Annotated in this window: 19 protein-coding genes and 2 tRNA genes; 10 read left to right on the top strand and 11 right to left on the bottom strand. The window is 48.4% G+C overall.

Going from position 1 to position 16712, the window contains the following annotated elements:
• Positions 1–522 (bottom strand): biotin synthase (locus EYC62_04285; GenBank protein ID TAH35638.1); only part of this gene is annotated, 522 nt, incomplete at its 3' end.
• A gap of 81 nt (positions 523–603) precedes the next feature.
• On the opposite strand from EYC62_04285, the gene EYC62_04280 reads away from it, so the two are divergent.
• From EYC62_04280 to EYC62_04270, 3 genes are read left to right on the top strand one after another with little or no spacing between them, the layout of a single operon-like run.
• Positions 604–1800, top strand: coding sequence for an 8-amino-7-oxononanoate synthase (locus tag EYC62_04280; GenBank protein TAH35637.1), 1197 nt, complete (start codon positions 604–606; stop codon positions 1798–1800).
• Positions 1797–2435 (top strand): alpha/beta hydrolase, encoded by a 639-nt coding sequence (locus tag EYC62_04275; protein ID TAH35636.1) that lies wholly within the window; start codon positions 1797–1799, stop codon positions 2433–2435. The genes EYC62_04280 and EYC62_04275 overlap by 4 nt, the downstream gene beginning before the upstream one ends.
• Entirely contained in the window at positions 2436–3245 is an 810-nt protein-coding gene (locus tag EYC62_04270; GenBank protein TAH35635.1) for a methyltransferase domain-containing protein, read from the top strand.
• Here EYC62_04270 and bioA read toward each other — a convergent pair.
• Positions 3182–4522, bottom strand: a complete 1341-nt coding sequence (bioA, locus tag EYC62_04265) for an adenosylmethionine--8-amino-7-oxononanoate transaminase (GenBank protein TAH35634.1) — start codon at positions 4520–4522, stop codon at positions 3182–3184. The two genes, EYC62_04270 and bioA, sit on opposite strands and share 64 nt — an antisense overlap.
• Positions 4523–4532: 10 nt before the next feature.
• Positions 4533–5183: a dethiobiotin synthase gene (gene bioD / locus EYC62_04260; GenBank protein ID TAH35633.1), complete on the bottom strand. Its 651-nt coding sequence runs from the start codon at positions 5181–5183 to the stop codon at positions 4533–4535.
• A 157-nt stretch (positions 5184–5340) separates the two neighbouring features.
• On the opposite strand from bioD, the gene EYC62_04255 reads away from it, so the two are divergent.
• A tRNA-Val gene (locus EYC62_04255) sits at positions 5341–5415 on the top strand.
• Positions 5416–5641: 226 nt separating this feature from the next.
• Here EYC62_04255 and EYC62_04250 read toward each other — a convergent pair.
• The 3 genes from EYC62_04250 to EYC62_04240 form a co-directional block, all read right to left on the bottom strand.
• Positions 5642–6073 (bottom strand): hypothetical protein, encoded by a 432-nt coding sequence (locus tag EYC62_04250; protein ID TAH35632.1) that lies wholly within the window; start codon positions 6071–6073, stop codon positions 5642–5644.
• Positions 6074–6155: 82 nt separating this feature from the next.
• On the bottom strand, positions 6156–6590 hold the full coding sequence (locus EYC62_04245) for a hypothetical protein (GenBank protein ID TAH35631.1): 435 nt from the start codon (positions 6588–6590) through the stop codon (positions 6156–6158).
• 41 nt (positions 6591–6631) lie between these two features.
• On the bottom strand, positions 6632–7501 hold the full coding sequence (locus EYC62_04240) for a hypothetical protein (GenBank protein ID TAH35630.1): 870 nt from the start codon (positions 7499–7501) through the stop codon (positions 6632–6634).
• A gap of 220 nt (positions 7502–7721) precedes the next feature.
• Here EYC62_04240 and EYC62_04235 point away from each other — a divergent pair, with 220 nt between their 5' ends.
• The 4 genes from EYC62_04235 (at position 7722) to EYC62_04220 (ending at position 10824) form a co-directional block, all read left to right on the top strand.
• Complete coding sequence (locus EYC62_04235) at positions 7722–8684, top strand: hypothetical protein (GenBank protein TAH35629.1); 963 nt, start codon at positions 7722–7724, stop codon at positions 8682–8684.
• 40 nt (positions 8685–8724) lie between these two features.
• On the top strand, positions 8725–9516 hold the full coding sequence (gene fabI, locus EYC62_04230; GenBank protein ID TAH35628.1) for an enoyl-[acyl-carrier-protein] reductase FabI: 792 nt from the start codon (positions 8725–8727) through the stop codon (positions 9514–9516).
• A gap of 90 nt (positions 9517–9606) precedes the next feature.
• On the top strand, positions 9607–10572 hold the full coding sequence (locus EYC62_04225) for a hypothetical protein (protein TAH35627.1): 966 nt from the start codon (positions 9607–9609) through the stop codon (positions 10570–10572).
• A 126-nt stretch (positions 10573–10698) separates the two neighbouring features.
• Complete coding sequence (locus EYC62_04220) at positions 10699–10824, top strand: 50S ribosomal protein L36 (protein TAH35626.1); 126 nt, start codon at positions 10699–10701, stop codon at positions 10822–10824.
• Positions 10825–10876: 52 nt separating this feature from the next.
• Here EYC62_04220 and pyk read toward each other — a convergent pair whose 3' ends face one another.
• Positions 10877–12292, bottom strand: coding sequence for a pyruvate kinase (gene pyk / locus EYC62_04215; protein TAH35625.1), 1416 nt, complete (start codon positions 12290–12292; stop codon positions 10877–10879).
• A 101-nt stretch (positions 12293–12393) separates the two neighbouring features.
• On the opposite strand from pyk, the gene EYC62_04210 reads away from it, so the two are divergent.
• Complete coding sequence (locus tag EYC62_04210; protein TAH35624.1) at positions 12394–12714, top strand: DUF2312 domain-containing protein; 321 nt, start codon at positions 12394–12396, stop codon at positions 12712–12714.
• 17 nt (positions 12715–12731) lie between these two features.
• Here the strand turns inward: EYC62_04210 and EYC62_04205 are convergent, their stop codons facing one another.
• The gene (locus tag EYC62_04205; protein TAH35623.1) at positions 12732–13241 is read right to left on the bottom strand and encodes an adenine phosphoribosyltransferase; all 510 of its coding nucleotides are present in this window, start codon (positions 13239–13241) and stop codon (positions 12732–12734) included.
• A 394-nt stretch (positions 13242–13635) separates the two neighbouring features.
• On the opposite strand from EYC62_04205, the gene msrB reads away from it, so the two are divergent.
• On the top strand, positions 13636–14133 hold the full coding sequence (msrB, locus tag EYC62_04200) for a peptide-methionine (R)-S-oxide reductase (GenBank protein TAH35622.1): 498 nt from the start codon (positions 13636–13638) through the stop codon (positions 14131–14133).
• 41 nt (positions 14134–14174) lie between these two features.
• Here msrB and EYC62_04195 read toward each other — a convergent pair whose 3' ends face one another.
• From EYC62_04195 to EYC62_04185, 3 genes are all read right to left on the bottom strand, one after another.
• Positions 14175–15689: a hypothetical protein gene (locus tag EYC62_04195; protein ID TAH35621.1), complete on the bottom strand. Its 1515-nt coding sequence runs from the start codon at positions 15687–15689 to the stop codon at positions 14175–14177.
• Positions 15690–15697: 8 nt separating this feature from the next.
• On the bottom strand, positions 15698–16501 hold the full coding sequence (locus EYC62_04190; protein TAH35620.1) for a carbon-nitrogen family hydrolase: 804 nt from the start codon (positions 16499–16501) through the stop codon (positions 15698–15700).
• A gap of 127 nt (positions 16502–16628) precedes the next feature.
• A tRNA-Pro gene (locus tag EYC62_04185) sits at positions 16629–16705 on the bottom strand.
• Between the last annotated feature and the right edge of the window lie 7 nt (positions 16706–16712).

Raw genomic sequence — 16712 nt, 5'->3', positions numbered from 1 at the left:
ATTATGATTATACGCGGTCAATCCGGCATCGGCCAAGCGCTGTGCTTGAGATTCATTCAACATGCCCAGCGTGACGCAGGCTTCCATGCCCATGTCGCTGACGCCTTTTACCATCTCGCATACGCGATCGAATTCTTCGCCGTCTTTTACTTCGCGCCAGGCGGCGCCCATGCAAAACCGGCTTGCGCCGGCATCTTTGGCCATTTTCGCCTTGGCCAAAACATCGTTCACTTGCATCAATGGTTCTTTGGCAAGGCCGGTGGTTTTGGCGTAATGCGCGCTTTGTGGACAATAGGCGCAATTTTCCGGGCATCCGCCCGTTTTAATGCTCAACAAACTGGCGAGCTGTATGGAATCATCCTGATATTGACGATGAATGGTTTGGGCTTGATATACCAAATCCATCAATGGCGCTTGTAATAAAGATTCGACTTCGGGAATCGTCCAGTCATAACGGATCGCCTTGCCATCGGCAGCACAAATTTTATTTTTGGACGAGCGGTGGGCAGAACAGGAAGTCATATTAAATCCTTATGAATAGTATATTTATTAGGCAATAGACAAAATGACCGCCTTCAGCGACAATAGCCAAAGGAACAGGGCATGGATACACCGTATCAAAAATTTACTCAAGGCTTAAAAAACAAGGGCGAATGGCGCGAATTGCAGCCCTATAGCCCCAGCGCGTCCGGACAAATTCGGCGCGATATGGAAGATTTTATCAATTTTTCCAGCAACGATTATTTGAATCTTTCGCAAAGCCGCGAAATGCGGATGCGGGCGATTTCCTTTGCTCAGCAATTTGGATGCGGGTCTACGGCGTCGCGTTTGGTTACTGGCAATTTGACTGCATTCGAAGAAATCGAGCATAAACTGGCCAACGCCATAGGCAAACCTTCGACTTTGATTTTTTCTTCCGGCTATCAAACCAACAGCAGCGTTTTGCCGGCCTTAATGGACCGGCATGTATTGGGCCTGGATGTGGTTGTTTTTGCCGACCGCCTCAATCACAATTCGCTGGTGACTGGCGTGAAATTGGCTGGCGCGGAATTGCGCCGGTACCGGCATTTGGATTTAAATCATCTCGAAGATTTATTGAAAAAATCCATGATGCGGAAAATTTCCAGGTTTATTGTCAGTGAAACCTTGTTCGGTATGGATGGCGACAGAGCCAATGTACCGGGCTTGATTGCATTGGCTAAGAAATATAATGCATTTTTATATTTGGACGATGCTCATGCGGTCGGTGTATTGGGTCAGAATGGCTGGGGCCTGACGGCGCAATATGCAGATCAGATCGATTGTATTATGGGCACGTTTGGCAAGGCATTTGGATCGTCTGGTGCGTATGTCGCCTGCAGCCATGTTTTGCGCGAATATTTAATTAATCGTTGCCCGGGCTTTATGTTCTCCACTGGCTTGTCGCCATTGATTTGGGGCACTATCGATGCGGCGATCGATATGATTCCGGGATTATCGGTGTCACGGTCAAAATTGCTGGCCAATGCCGATTATTTCCGCAGCGCCATCAGGCCATTGCAATTGGAAACGATGCATAGCGATGCGCATATCACGCCATTGATTGTTGGTGAAGCGAAAGACGCCATGCAATTGCAAAAGAGTTTAGAACATCAAGGAATTTTGTGTATGGCGATCCGCCCACCAACGGTGCCCCAAGGTACCAGCCGTTTGCGCATTTCCATGACCGCGGCGCATTCGACGCACCATGTCGATCAGCTGATTCAGGCCTTGTTCCGTTGGTGCAAGCATAAGCCGGATATTTCCAATATCGCTGCATGAGCCAGTTTGTTTTTGTTCACGGTTGGGGTTTTGATGCGCGTTTTTGGCGCCCACTATTGCAACAACTGCCGTTGAAAAAATCCGCCTGTTTGGATTTAGGTTATTATAACCGCGCACAACAGCCTGATTCTATGGATGACGATTATATATTAATTGCCCACTCGGCGGGACTGTTGTGGGCTTTGAAAAATCTGCCAAAACCTAAATCGGCAATTGCGATTAATTCTTTTCCTAAGTTTACCCAAAGTCTGGATTTTCCAAATGGCGTTCCGCAGGCCTATTTACGCAAGATGCAAAAAAAATGGCAGACGGAACCCTTGATTGTATTGCAGGATTTTCAAGAATTGGTACGTGCCGGTTATGATTTAAACCAAGAGATTATAGACCAGGCGGCTTTGTTGACAGGTTTACAGGATTTGAATGCAATCGATGGCCGCCCGGGGCTGAAAGCTTGGGATTGCCCCGTTTTAGCGCTTTCGGCCGAGGATGACCCGCTTATATTCCTGCCCCATAGCCAAGCATTTAAAGACATGGGGGCGCGTTTTGACTTGCGTTTATCGCCGGTTGGCGGGCATATTTTACCCTTAAGCCAACCGCAATGGTGCGCCGAGCAGATTCAAGAATTTTGTAAATAAATGTCCACGCCAACAGGAAAAAACATCCGCCGCAGTTTTGGGCGCGCCGCGCCAGTGTATGACGATTACGCCATCGTACAACAACAGATTGTTGAGAAACTGGTGCACAAAGTACAGCACTTTGCGCTGCCATTTGAACCGCGTATTTTGGAAATTGGCGCCGGCACCGGTACTTTGACGCGTAAGTTAAATCAATTGTGGCCGCACGCCGATTACATCGTGACCGATGTCAGTATCGACATGCTGAAAAGGGCGCGGATGAATATCGGCACGCGCCGGGGCATAAATTATGTGGCGATGGACGCTGGAAAACTGGCGGTGGAAGGACCATTCGATTTAATCGTTTCCAGCATGATTTTACAGTGGTTGCCGGATCCCATTCAATCGATTCAGGACATTGGCAGACTGCTGGTGCCGGGCGGCGTATTTGCGTTTGCATTTTTGGAAAAGAAAAGTTTCAGTTCCTGGCGCCAGGCTTGCGACAAAGTGGGAGTATCCTGTGGCCTGTGGGATTATGTGCCATTGGCCGATGTAAAAACCACACCGGGAGTTTTTGCCGTTCAGGAAAAAATTCAAACATTCTTCGACAATGCCGAAGGGTTCTTGATGAATTTAAAATCGATCGGCTCCGGTACGCCGCGATTGGGGCATCAACCTTTAACTCCGAAGCAAATGAAACGCGCCTTGGCCGAAGCCAATCGAATGAAACCATTTGTGGTGAATTATGAAGTAATTTTTGGCGCGTATCAGGCAACTTCGGGTATTGCCGACCTGCCGAATACTGTCAGGGCTTCGGACACAACATCGTAAGATTTTTGCAATTCCTCTGCTGTCGTGCAATAGGGCGGCAAAATATAAATCGTCTGGCCCAACGGGCGAATCAATATCCCGCGATTCAAAAAGAACAAACGCATATCGCGGCTTAATTTGCTGCCATAATCCGTGTCCATATCCAAGTCCACCGCTGCAATTGTGCCCAATATGCGGCAATGTCGCGCCGATGAATGCGCTGCTAATGGCATAAACTGTTTTTGATGGCAGGCTTGGATCATTTCAATTTTTTGCAGCGTGTTTTCGGTTTTGAATAAAGACAGCGATGCCAATGCTGCGGCACAAGCGATGGGGTTGGCGGTATAGGAATGGCCATGCGCCAGGGCGCGATCGAATCCAGCGCCTTTGAACGCATCGTATATCTTTTCATCGCATATTGTGACGGCCAATGGCAAAAATCCGCCGGTCAATCCTTTGGCCAGGCATAGAATATCCGGCACAACGCCACATTGTTCATAAGCGCAAAATGTACCCGTACGGCCGAATCCGGTCATGACTTCGTCGAAAATAATCAGCAGGCCGTAATCGCGCGCCATTTGCGCGGCGTGGGCCACAAATTCCGGACGGCACATGCGCATGCCCGATGCGCCTTGGACCAACGGTTCAAAAATAATCGCGCCAATTTCCCGGCCACGGGTCGCCAATATTTTTTGTAAAGCTTCCAGCGACTTTTTCTCTTTTTGTTCGATTTTCTCGTCGCCTGGCCAGGTATGCGGGAATGGAACGGTTTCGACATCGAATAGAAATTCAGCATAAGGTTCGAAAAATCCACTTTTACGTCCGACCGACATCGCGCCGACCGTATCGCCATGATATCCGCCATCGAAGGCAATCAACCCAGTGCGATAGGCCTTGCCGACATTTTTCCAATAATGCAGTGTTTGTTTTAACGCGATTTCAACCGCCGATGATCCGCTTTCGCTATAGAAAACGCGGTTCAATTGACCGGTTGTGGCGCGATGCAATGATTTCACCAATTGTGCGGCCAATTCCGCGGCTGGGGCGTGGGTGAAATCTGCAAAAATCACATGATCCAGTTCGGATGCTTGCGCGGCAATCGCGGATACAATCTTCGGATGGGCATGGCCATGAATATTCACCCACCAGGATGAAACCATATCCAGATACTCGCGGCCTTCGACATCAAACAATTTATTGCCTGATGCTTTGGCGATGCAGATCGAATCAAAGGCGCTGGATGCCTGGGTATAGGGGTGCCAAATATGCCGTTTATCTAAATCCGAATAATTCTTCATATTTTAAAAACTATGCCACCGCATGCAATAATTCTTCGCGCGTCCAGCGGGAGAATGGTAGATGTGGCCGGATGGAACGCAATTTATCGGCGGTGATCTGATCCATTTGCGGAATTTCGGCCAGAATTTTGACCTGGCCGAACGATTCTACCGCTTCCTTATTGTATGACAATAACGGGCCATTCATTACAACTCCCAGCAACGGCAGTTTGCGCGACCGGATCGCTTCTAGGCTTAATAACGTGTGATTGATGGTGCCGATTTTCGACGAACATACCAAAACGATTGGCAATCCCAACTTGGCGATCAAATCGATCATCAAAAATTCTTCGTTGATGGGAACCAACAATCCACCCGCGCCTTCGACCAATAATGGGCGCGGGGTAACGGGCAGCATAAAGCGATTATGATCGAGGGTAATTCCCATGCGGCGGGCCGATTCAATCGGGACCAATGGATCCACCAATTCATAAGTCGATGGATGAAAATGATCGGGAGTCAATCCGGTGATTTCGCGTACGGTGGCGCGGTCAATTTGATTCATGCCGGATTGCACCGGTTTCCAATAATCCGCGCCGAGATGGGTCAGCATCCAGGCAGAGACTACGGTTTTCCCGACATCCGTGCCGGTGCCGGCAATAAAAAATCCTTGTTTCAACATTGATCTTCCCCCTGTTTCACCACCATTGTAAGGCCGTAACAACCCGATATCAAGAACCATAAGTGATTGGAAAATCGTCATTGTGGGTGTACGCAATCCATTTAAAACTATTGACCGGCCAGGGTTTTCCTGATACTGGATACGCACGTTTGTGACCGGGTACATAGCTCAGCGGGAGAGCACTACCTTGACATGGTAGGGGTCACAGGTTCAATCCCTGTTGTACCCACCATCCTCCTACGCTTCTTCGAAGCTACGGAGGACAAGCCATAACTCCTATACATTCAACAGGAACTCGCCCTACGTAGCGCGCCGCGCGAAGGAGGGCTGTACCCACCATCCTTCGCCCATTATAATAAACATAAGTTGAAGGATGCCGCGCCGAAGTTCCGAAGGAACATAGGCGGGCCGGTGCGGTCGTCGGCTACGGCTCGGCAGGCTATCCTTTTTAAACCTATTTATCGTGCGCGTGTTATTGCAGCAGGAAAAACTCTGTAACGACGACGCAAAAGAGTAGCCGCCTCTATGGGGGAGGAAGCGCGTATGGTTCCAAATTTCTCATAACCGTTTTTATCAAATGCTTTGAAACCATACCGATCGCCATTTCTTTCATGAGTTATTATGCGTGTTGGAGGAAGAGGTTTTTCCAGCGTAACTTTTGTAGGCAAAAGAGCATATTCATAACCACAAACACGCCGCACCGCCATGCGCATATTTGGCGCACATACTGTTCCCACGCATTCTTCGCCCGCATGATCCAAAGCTTCGAATTTATAAAAATGCCCATCATCATAATGCGTCGCAATTACTCGAGGTTTGCGACGCTTTGAAAAAAGATCCTCGACTGCAAAGATTAAAAAATCCAGAAAATCGACACAACGGGCTAACATAAAATGCCTTTGTTTATTCAGGGCTAAATTATTGTATTGGTCAATTCTTGTCTAGGGAGACGATATAAGCCTTTGATTCCGGTCAAGATTCCGTCACTGCATGCAGGTTCTGAAACACGCGCGCATCGGCGATGGCAGTTAATTGCGTGCCGTCTTTGAACCATAAACGGAAATGAATTTTTTTTACGTTGCGCATCGGACCAGTATCGGCAGGCGCCGAAAATTTATCGGTGAATTTGCCGAACGATTCGGACAGCGATTCTTGTTCAATGACCGAGAAATTCCATTCTTTAGATCCTGGCTGCCAATTGCCTTCGTCAATCTTTTCAACCCGGGCTATTTTTTCCTCAATCGGCCAAACCACTTTGACCATGCGGGTTTTGATCCGGCGCAGCCAATTGCGATAAGTTTTAGGAATATGCAATGCGATGGCTGGTTTTTGCTGCAATCCAATCAGCGTGAATTCCGCCGTTTGCGCGCCATAATCGCCATCGAGAATTTGAATAAATCGGCTCATGTGCCCAGCATATCGGAAGATTAATTTTTTTTATATGGAAACTAACGGCCGCCTGCGGATTTTCCAGCCATGGCATGCGCCAAGCCACGCACCAGACCAACAGGCGTCAAAGCCATCGCCGCTTCATTCAATCTGGCTTTTTCCGCATCCTCTTTTGCCTGCACGCCGCGCAAATCTCTTTCTATGTCGTTGGTCTGGCTTGCTCTGCCGCCCAGACGGGATCTAGCCTCGGTAGAAACTTGCTGTTCTACTTGTAGACCCATGCGTTCTGCCTGGCGAATGGCGGCTGGATCTTTTAAATCATATGCGGCACCAACCTCGCGCGCTTCGTTGACACGGTGGGCTAATTCCGAAGCGTCGGCGGTTTCAAGTCCGCGCCGGATATCGGCGACCCGTTCGGCAGTTTGTTTCAATTTTTGATGCTGGCGTTTCGATGCTGCCGGATTGCGTTCGCTCGATTGATGAGAAATCGCTTCGCGCGCACCATGGGCTTTTTGTGGCCGGGACGGCGGCTTTGCGGCAAGGCCATGGCGATTGGCTTGATTGCCCGTATTCTGGGCCGACATCGGTGCAACCATTTGTATGGACAAAGCGGCATGCAAATCCTGGCGCAATAAATTGCCACTTTGATGGTTATTCATCTGCCGCCATAAAGCATCGAACGCTTCGCGGGTGGATATTTCATGTCCTTTGGACAATTGCTCCATGGCCGCTTGTTTGACGGCTACTTTGCCTTCAATTTTACGGCGCAAAGGATGATCCGGGTCTAAGGTTTGCAGCATTTCCCAATCCCGGTCGGTGCGCGGCGTCGTTTTAGGGTTTAAAAGAATGCTCTGAGATGCGGGTGTAAAATCGGGCTGTAAGGTTTCAGATTCGCCCCTAGGTGCAAAAAAGCTGCGTGCCCAGGTCATTAGGCCTGCGGCCTTAGGTCGCTCTACCACCCCAAATGGGCGGTTTTTGGTCAGTTCAACTGCCATGTAATAATATTATCATATCATAGTTTTTAGTATTTTTCTATAACCCATTTTAACGATATAGGGTGGGTATTGTATCCTATTAAAGAATGTGTTACAATCTACTAATAACAGTAACGTTATAATAGTTAATAATTATAAAAACTAAGGAATGGCTATGGGAAACCTGATTACCAACAAATCGGAAGCTGTTTATTCTATCGGTGATTATGCCGGACTGGTGCTGTTTATGGCCCGTCAATTGTTGCAGGCTGGCGGCGGGGAGGGAAGAAAACTAGATGTTTCATCCCTGGCTTATGAACGCGCAAAAAATAATTTAATCGATGCAATCGCTTTGGTGCGCAGCGTCAATTTCCGTGATGTTCCATTTTTCCTGTCCCACGAAGCTTTGTTGAACGTTAAAAAACGCTTGAGCGCGCAAAAGAAATTATCCGCCCGTGCGCAGGATTTATTGGTAAAATCCAATCATCAAGTATTCATCCATAATATCGAAGATTTACTGGACAAAGCATCGAACCAGCATGTCGATGCCGGACAATCCAAGCGCGGATATAGCAGCGACCGTACCGATATTATTTTAAAAATGAAATCCGTAATTGCCGACTACGATGCGGCGCAACGCGCGCTGGGCGTTTCTGCGCCGGTGGAACCATTGATGCGTCAGGCCCTGGTCATGACCAAAATCATGCGTGATGCGCGGGAAAATGCCAATTTAAAAGAAATTCTAAAAACGGTCGGCTGGTCGGTTGCCAAAATCGAAGCGCAGTTCGACGGTAAAAGTTTCCGCAACCATTTATCCGGCGTTCCAGATCGCGATATTATTTATTTGGTGATTCAAGACGGCAAATTGATGTTTCAATATGACCGTTTACGGTTGAATATCGTGCCGCAACGATTGATGGGCAATGCCTATAAAAGCCGCGAGTTTGTTATCTTGGCAAAGTACTATATTCATGAAATTCGCGCTGGATTGAACGAATCGTCTTCCTTTGCGATTCATATTGACCATGGATATTTTGACTTGCGGTTTATGAAAGCCGAAATCGCGCCGCGCCGCGCCATCACTATCTTCGAAGGCGAAGATCAATCGGTTAAACCGCGCGCAACCTTAATGGCTTAAATATACTGTTGTTTTTCCCGCGCCCATGGTATCACGGGCCATGGCCGATAGTTTTACATTGCAAAATAAAAATGGATTGATTTTGGGTCTTGCCAACGATCACTCCATCGCTTTTGGATGCATGCGCAAATGTTTAGAGGCCGGCGCCAACCTCGCCGTAACTTATCAAGGTCCAAAATCCAGGCCTTATGTGGAATCGGCTGTAAAGCAACTGGATTCTGTCCAAACAAAGAATCTAAAAATACTGACAGAGTGTGAATTGACCGACGATGATCAAGTAAAATCTTTATTTGACCAAATAACCCGGCAGATGGGCAGTTTGGATTTCTTGATTCATTGCATTGCCTATGCGCCGCATGACGATTTATATGGCCGGGTGGTCGATTGCAGCAGGGATGGATTTTTGCAGGCAATGGATATTTCCTGCCATTCTTTTATTCGCCTCGCGCGCGCCTCGCTGCCGTTAATGTCCAAAGGCGGATCCATGATTACCATGTCCTATTACGGCGCGGAAAAAGTAATTGAAAATTATAATATGATGGGCCCGGTAAAGGCCGCTTTAGAAGCCAGTGTGCGGGAATTGGCCAGTGAACTTGGCCCCAATAATATTCGCGTCAATGCCATTTCACCGGGGCCGATGCCTACACGGGCTGCTGGGGGCCTGCTGCATTTCGATCAGTTGCAGCAACAAGCGATTGCCAAATCGCCGCTGCACCGGCTTTCTAACTTGGAAGACGTTGGCGCCCTAGCGGTATTTTTGGTGGGCGACGCATCCAAAGCCATTACCGGAATGATTTTGCCGGTGGATGCCGGTTACCACATTATGGGCTAATTATTCGGAGAAACATTGTAAAATCCAGCCTTGATCCATAGAAATAGGTTAGGCTTGGGAAATACCCTATACTTCTAAGGCTTTTTCGCCATGTTCGGCAAAATCAAAACTCTTTTATCGCAGTTATTGGATAGGCCGCAGAAAAATCACAAGGCGGTCGCGCCTGTTGCAGAGGATGCAAAACCGGCCATACCGTCAGTCGAGGCAGCGCCCGAGCCAAAACCTAAAAAAATTGCAGCGCCTCTGGCATCGGCGGATGATCCTATTTGGGCGGGAACCAGAATCGACATTGCGCAAGAGATTTGGGGCGATGGTTTTTGCAGCCCTGGCGGATTGGATTTTACATTATCCCTCGCCAAGCATTTTTCGCCGTTGGAGTCTGGAATGAGTTTTGCCGACATGAATGCCAATCTGGGCGGAGCCATGACGGCCATTGGCAAAAAATACAATCTTACCGTGCATGGATATGAATCGTACGAACCTTTACTGCGGGCTGGCCAGGATTATTTAAAACGCGCCGACGCGTTGAATATGCCGCTAAAGCATTATCACCCCGACAAAGTCATTTTGCCCAAAGATGCGTATGACTGCGTATTGATTCGCGAGTTCTTATTTCAGGTGGAACATCAAGAGGCCTTTCTGAACAAGGTTTGCGACAGTTTGAAGGACCGCGGCCAATTGCTGATAACCGATTTCGTGCGGGAAAAGGACGGGGCGCCATCGGGCCGGTTTAATGAATGGGTGGATATGGAATCGCGCACGCCTTATGTGCTTAGTCTGGATGGCACCTTGGATATGTTGAAGAAACGCAATGATATGGAAGTGCGCGCGGCAGACAATATCTCCAAAAAATATATCAAGGAAATCACCGTGGGGTGGAAAAAATATCTCGATAAAATTGTCGAAGACCTGCCAGATCCGTCTTATTTGCCCTGGTTGTTGCGCGAAGTGACCTTGTGGGCCAAACGGATCGAGATCCTGCAAAGCGGCGAAGTGGCGCTATATCGTATCTATGCGCGGCGTAAACCGGCTATGGAACGCAAAAAAACCCCTTAAAATACCGATTTTTAAGCATTTTCTCTTAAAATCCGAACGATTTCCGGTTGACAGAATCGGGTCAGGCGGTTATTTTCCAGCCCTTGAAATTAAAACGCCGAAGAAATTTCGGCAGGTAGGGAAATTATGAAAGTCGTACGTTCATTAAAAACCATTAAAAACCGGGACAAAAATTGTCAGGTCGTGCGTCGCCGCGGCAAAGTATACGTGATTAACAAGAAAAAACGCCGTTACAAAGCGCGTCAGGCTTAATATTGGTTCTAGAAATTTAAAAGCGGCAGGTATTTCTGCCGCTTTTTTGCGTTTAAGCAATGCGCGCAATACGCAGGATATTGGTCGCGCCGAGGGTGCCGAATGGCACGCCAGCGGTAATCACAATCCGGTCGTTCTTTTTCGCAAATCCGGCTTTTGCCGCGTGTTTTGTCGCAATTTCTACCATATGTTCAAAATCATTGACGTCAGATGCGGCGATCGGATGAATGCCCCAACCCAACGCCAGGCGCCGCGCGGTCAGAATACTGGTGGTTAAGCCGATCACCGGCACCATCGGGCGTTGACGCGCAGCGCGCCAGGTGGTGGACCCGGATGTAGTAAATGTGACGATCGCATTGGCGTTTATTTTTTCGGCAACAATGGATGCGGCGGTAGTCATCGCATCCGATTCGGTATTTTCGGTTGCAGGATGCTCGGCATCCATAATTTGACGGTATAACGGATCTTTTTCCACTTTTTCGATAATGCGATTCATGATCGACACGGCTTCCAGCGGATATTGGCCGCTGGCGGTTTCCGCCGACAACATCACTGCATCAGCGCCATCGAACACGGCGGTCGCGACATCCGATGCTTCGGCGCGGGTTGGCGTCGGCGATGTAATCATCGATTCCAGCATTTGCGTTGCGACGATTACTGGCTTGCCCAATTTCCGGCAACCGCGCACGATGCGTTTTTGAATGCCGGGCACGTCTTCGGTAGGCATTTCAACGCCCAAATCGCCGCGTGCCACCATGACGGCATCGGTCAATTCAATTAATTGATCCAAACAATCGACCGCCTGCGGTTTTTCCACTTTGATTAGCACTGCCGCGCGGCCTGCAATCAATTTGCGCGCTTCGGCCACGTCTTGCGGACGTTGCACAAACGACAACGCGACATAATCAACGCCTAAATCCAGGGCAAAGCGCATATCTTTGCGGTCTTTTTCGGTCAGCGCGGAAATAGGAAGAACGACGCCTGGAACATTCACGCCTTTGCGTTCGGATAATTTGCCGCCGGTAATAACTTCGCAATCGGCAAAATCTTTGCCGAATTTCTTTACCCGCAGGCGAATCTTGCCGTCATCCAACAATAAATCCGTATCTTTTTCCAAGGCCGCAAAAATTTCCGGATGCGGCATGTTGGCGCGTTTCTCGTCGCCCGGTTTTTTGTCGAGATCGAGGCGGAATTTCGCGCCGGATTTTAACATCACCGGACCATCCTTGAATACGCCAACGCGCAATTTTGGGCCTTGTAAATCGGCCAGGATAGAAACGATGCGGCCCAATTTCTTTTCCGCGGCACGGATATTGTCAAACCGCTTTTTATGATCTTCGTGGCTGCCATGGCTGAAATTCAGGCGGAAAACATCGGCGCCGGATTTAATCAGGTCGATAATCTGTTCTTGGGTGGAACTGGCGGGGCCAAGCGTGGCGACAATTTTGGTATTTCGTAAGCGGCGCATATAGATATCTTGGGGATAATTAAAAGAAGGATTTCCTTGGTATTTTTGCTATTTTGCGCATCTTAAAGACAAACCCAAAGTTAAGCAAGAGGCAGCACATAATGGCGAACCAGAATTACAAAATTGACGATGAAGATGAAACCGACACCCCGGCCAATTCCAATAAAAAGCCGCGTCCAGGCACCGCTGGCGGCGTTACCCCGGGAATTTTGAAACAATATATTGAACGGATCGAAAAACTGGAAGAATCGAAATCCAGCATTGCCGCGGATATTCGCGAAGTTTATGCCGAGGCCAAGGGCAATGGGTTTGATCCCAAAACAATGCGCAGTCTTTTAAAAATCCGCAAGCTGGAGCCGGAACAGCGGGCAGAGCAAGAAGAATTGCTGGAATTGTACTTGCACGCGCTTGGAATGAATTAAGTGGGGCATGAATTAATTTAAATTTGAATCAGCGACTTTTTATCGGCGCGGATTTTTTCCGCGCCTTTTAAGGCCAAGAGTTCAATTAAAAACGCGGTGCAAGTTACCTTGGCGCCGGCCTGTTCCAACAATTGGATGGCTGCGTTGATCGTGCCGCCGGTGGCGAGCACGTCATCCACCACGACAATCTTCTCGCCCGGTTTAATGACATTTTGCTGTAATTCCAAAGTAGCTTGGCCATATTCCAAACCATAATCGAACTTTAACGTTTTGCCGGGCAGTTTGCCGGATTTGCGGATCATCGCAAACCCTATTCCCATATGAAAAGCGAGGGGCGCGGCCAATAAGAACCCGCGGGATTCGATACCAATAATTAAATCGGGATTATAGGGTTTGATATGCTCCGCCAATGTTTTAATCGTCATTTGCCATACGGGACCGTTCGCCAGCAGGGGCGATATATCATAAAACATAATGCCGGGTTTGGGAAAATTCGGAACTTTGGCGATATAGTCGATTAGATTCATGATTTGCATCAAACCATAATCGTCGCTTCACGCCAAGTAGCGGTGAGCGCATCGGCTGATTATTCCGGGTGCCGATGCAACTCGGCAGCTTTGTGCCAGCAAGATTTTTTTGCCTGCTTAACGATCGGTTAAAACACATGTTTTCTGCGGTTTAAGCGCGTTCCTTTTTGGCAAAGAATTTGCATGGTTGATTCAATAAACAATAACCATATTTCAAGGGAGAGATAATATGCAAAATTTATTCGATCACGATGATGTAGAAGCCATTACTGTATGGGCCCAATCTGTCGTTATTTGTGTTCTTAGCCTGATCGTGAATATTTGGGTATTAATATAATTCCGATCTACTTGGATTTTAAATTCAGCGCGCTATGTTAAACAACGGAGCGCATTTATGAATCGAAGAAAATTTCTTACATTTTCGGCAGGCATGCTCAGCCTGCCATTATTTTTTATCAACGGGAGAAATGCTATGGCCGATCCTGCCCAAACCGGCGTTGAAAAAATTAATCTTGATGACAGGGAATGGAAAAAACGCTTGTCGGACCAGCAATATAATGTTCTGCGCCGCGAGGGGACCGAGCCGCCTTTTACCAGCCCTTTGAATGATGAAAAACACACGGGCATGTTCGTTTGCGCCGGGTGCAATTTAGAATTATTTCCATCCCAATTCAAATTCAACAGCGGTACAGGCTGGCCCAGTTTTTATGATGTGATTCCGGGACATGTCGAAACCCGCACCGATTATAAATTATTATATCCACGCACCGAGTATCATTGTGCGCGTTGTGGTGGGCATCATGGGCATGTATTCAGCGATGGGCCGGAACCGACGGGATTAAGATATTGCAATAACGGCGCTGCCTTAAAATTTATTCCGGAAAAATCCTAATAATCCCGCGAATTCACCAAGCGACTGTCGAGGCGAAGCAATTAAAGCACTTTAGACAAATTGGCGACGGTTTCGGTCGTCATCAAAATCCGCAAGCCATTGGCCGGTAGAAATGGAATCCGCTTGATCGAGGTGAGATTGATTTCACCTTGGCCCAGCCCCATATCGCCGCCGCCTTGCATTGGCAGTTCGCCCGGAAATACTTTGCTGCCGAATTCGGCCTCGATCAGGCCGCGCGCCTTGGAACAAGCGTCTTCGGATTCAAAAAATAACGTGGTGTAATTGCTTTCCATGCCAGAAACGCGAATATGCGGCCGGGTTTTGGCAAATTCCGCCAATTGCCGCGAGATATCGCGATACGCGCCAAGAACGTGGGCATTGCCTTGGTCCAGGCATTCCAATCCCTCGGCAATATTCGCAACCGATGGATAGCCGGCCATATACGGCCATAAGGCGTTGGCAAAATCCGGGCGAGTGAATAACCCATAACCCAATCGTATATGGCCTTTGTTATATTCCTTGGAAAAGGATTTGGCGATTAACAGATTCTTGTGAGGGAATTTTTTCAGAATATCGCTGACCACGGCTTCGTTGGATGATTCTTTGATATCAATCGAAGTGCAGTCGATGAAAAATAAAGCATCATCGCTAATGGCATCAATCGCCTTTATAATAGAGGCATGCGGCGTGGGCCGGCCTAGCGGGTTATTGGTATAGCTGATATAGGCAAAATCGACATCCGGTTGCGAAATTGCCGTCAGCCATTCTTTTTCCGGGAATTTTCCGTCCGCCAAGCCTTCGACCGCACGCAGTCCTTTTGCGGAGTATGTCAATACGCAACGCAATAAATCCCAATATTCTGGAACCATCATACAGGTGCGGAATCCGGGTTTTGTAGCATGTAAATACCTGGTGCAGGCATCAATCAATCCGCCAACCGCGGCGGAATGGGTGCGCAAGGAATCTGGATTTTGTACGCCGTACATGCCGCGCAATTTGCTATTAAATTTTTCAGTGGCGGTTTTACGCGCGATATGGGCGGCGGCAATTTCCGCCGGCGTTGCACCATAATATCCGCCGCCAACAGCGGCCAAAGCCTCTACGGTTTGCGGGGCAGGGGTCATATAAGGCAATACGTTATTTAATAATGCGTTCGACCCTTCTTGCTTGGCGACAATCAGCGCCAAATCGGCGGTCAATGGATAATATAACTCGCCATTGGTGAATGGCTGCAATGCTGATTCTGCGGCATTGAGCACATAGCCCGAATAATTTCCCTGGCGTATCACCCAATCCATCAATACCGGGCGAACCAGATGAAGCGGCACATCACCGGCGCCACGCGTGCCGGATTTGGCAAAATCTATTTTATCGCCTTGATACGATAACAAACCGGCGCAGGCCTGTTGCAACGCTTTGTATACAAATAACCCGTACCGATACTGCGGCAGCCAGTTGAAACATGGGCGCGATGGAAATGGAACGCCGTCTTTCATCAACGAATAATTTGGTGCGGAAAAATCTGGATCGGTTTTGCGAATGGCGGCAACAGACATGGTTCCTCCTATGCGGATTGGCTCCAATTACGGTATAAAGCAGGACGGCGGTCTTGGCCAATATGCAAACGTTGCCGCACTGCGGCAATTTGATCCACCGCAATATCTGCAAATATTAAATTATCTTCGGTTTCGGACGCGGACGATAAAATCGCGCCCAGAGGATCGATAATCTGGCTTGCGCCGCCAAAGGCAACGCCAGCATCGGTGCCAATACGGTTGGCGCCAGCGACATATAATTGATTTTCAATCGCCCGGCATTTCAAAATGCTGCGCCAATGTTCGATGCGTATCAATGGAAAAGCCGATGGAGCAATCAATAATTGCGCGCCGCGCTCATACAAGGCTCGGGCAAGCTCTGGGAAACGAATATCGTAACAAGTCATCAAGCCGCATTTAATTCCGTCAATCGTGCATAATGACAATTCTTGTCCGGCTTGTAAAAACTTATCCTCGCAAATGGGATCGGCGGTAATTAAATGAATTTTGCGGTATTTGGTTAACAGCGCGCCGTTTTTATCAAAGGCCGCCAGCGTATTATAAATTGCCATGCCTTCGCGTTCGGCAATTCCGGCAATCACGGCGATACTATATTGTTTAGCGTATTGGGCCAGAATATTGGCCGGGCCATCGTTCCATGATTTGGCGGATTTTGTGATGACCTCCATATCATAACCAAGCTCCGCCATTTCCGGAAATACAACCAAGGAACATTTTTGCTTGGCGGCTTGTTCGATGCGGACGTGAATATGATCGATATTGGTTGATGGATCTCCCACTTTGCAGTTCATTTGCGAAATAGCAATACGCATGCAGTAGATCTCTCATATGAATGGTCGGAGTGACCCCGCTTCGCGCGTTGCGCTACGCAGGGCGAGTCCCACCGAATCTATAATTTCTATCACTCGTCCTCCGTAGCTCCGAAGGAGCGTAGGAGGATGGTCGGAGTGATAGGATTCGAACCTACGGCCCCTACGTCCCGAACGTAGTGCTCTACCAGGCTGAGCTACACTCCGACTATAA

Source organism: Alphaproteobacteria bacterium (assembly GCA_004295055.1).
Classification (GTDB): Bacteria; Pseudomonadota; Alphaproteobacteria; order SHNJ01; family SHNJ01; genus SHNJ01.
This window is presented reverse-complemented; position numbering and strand designations above follow the sequence as displayed.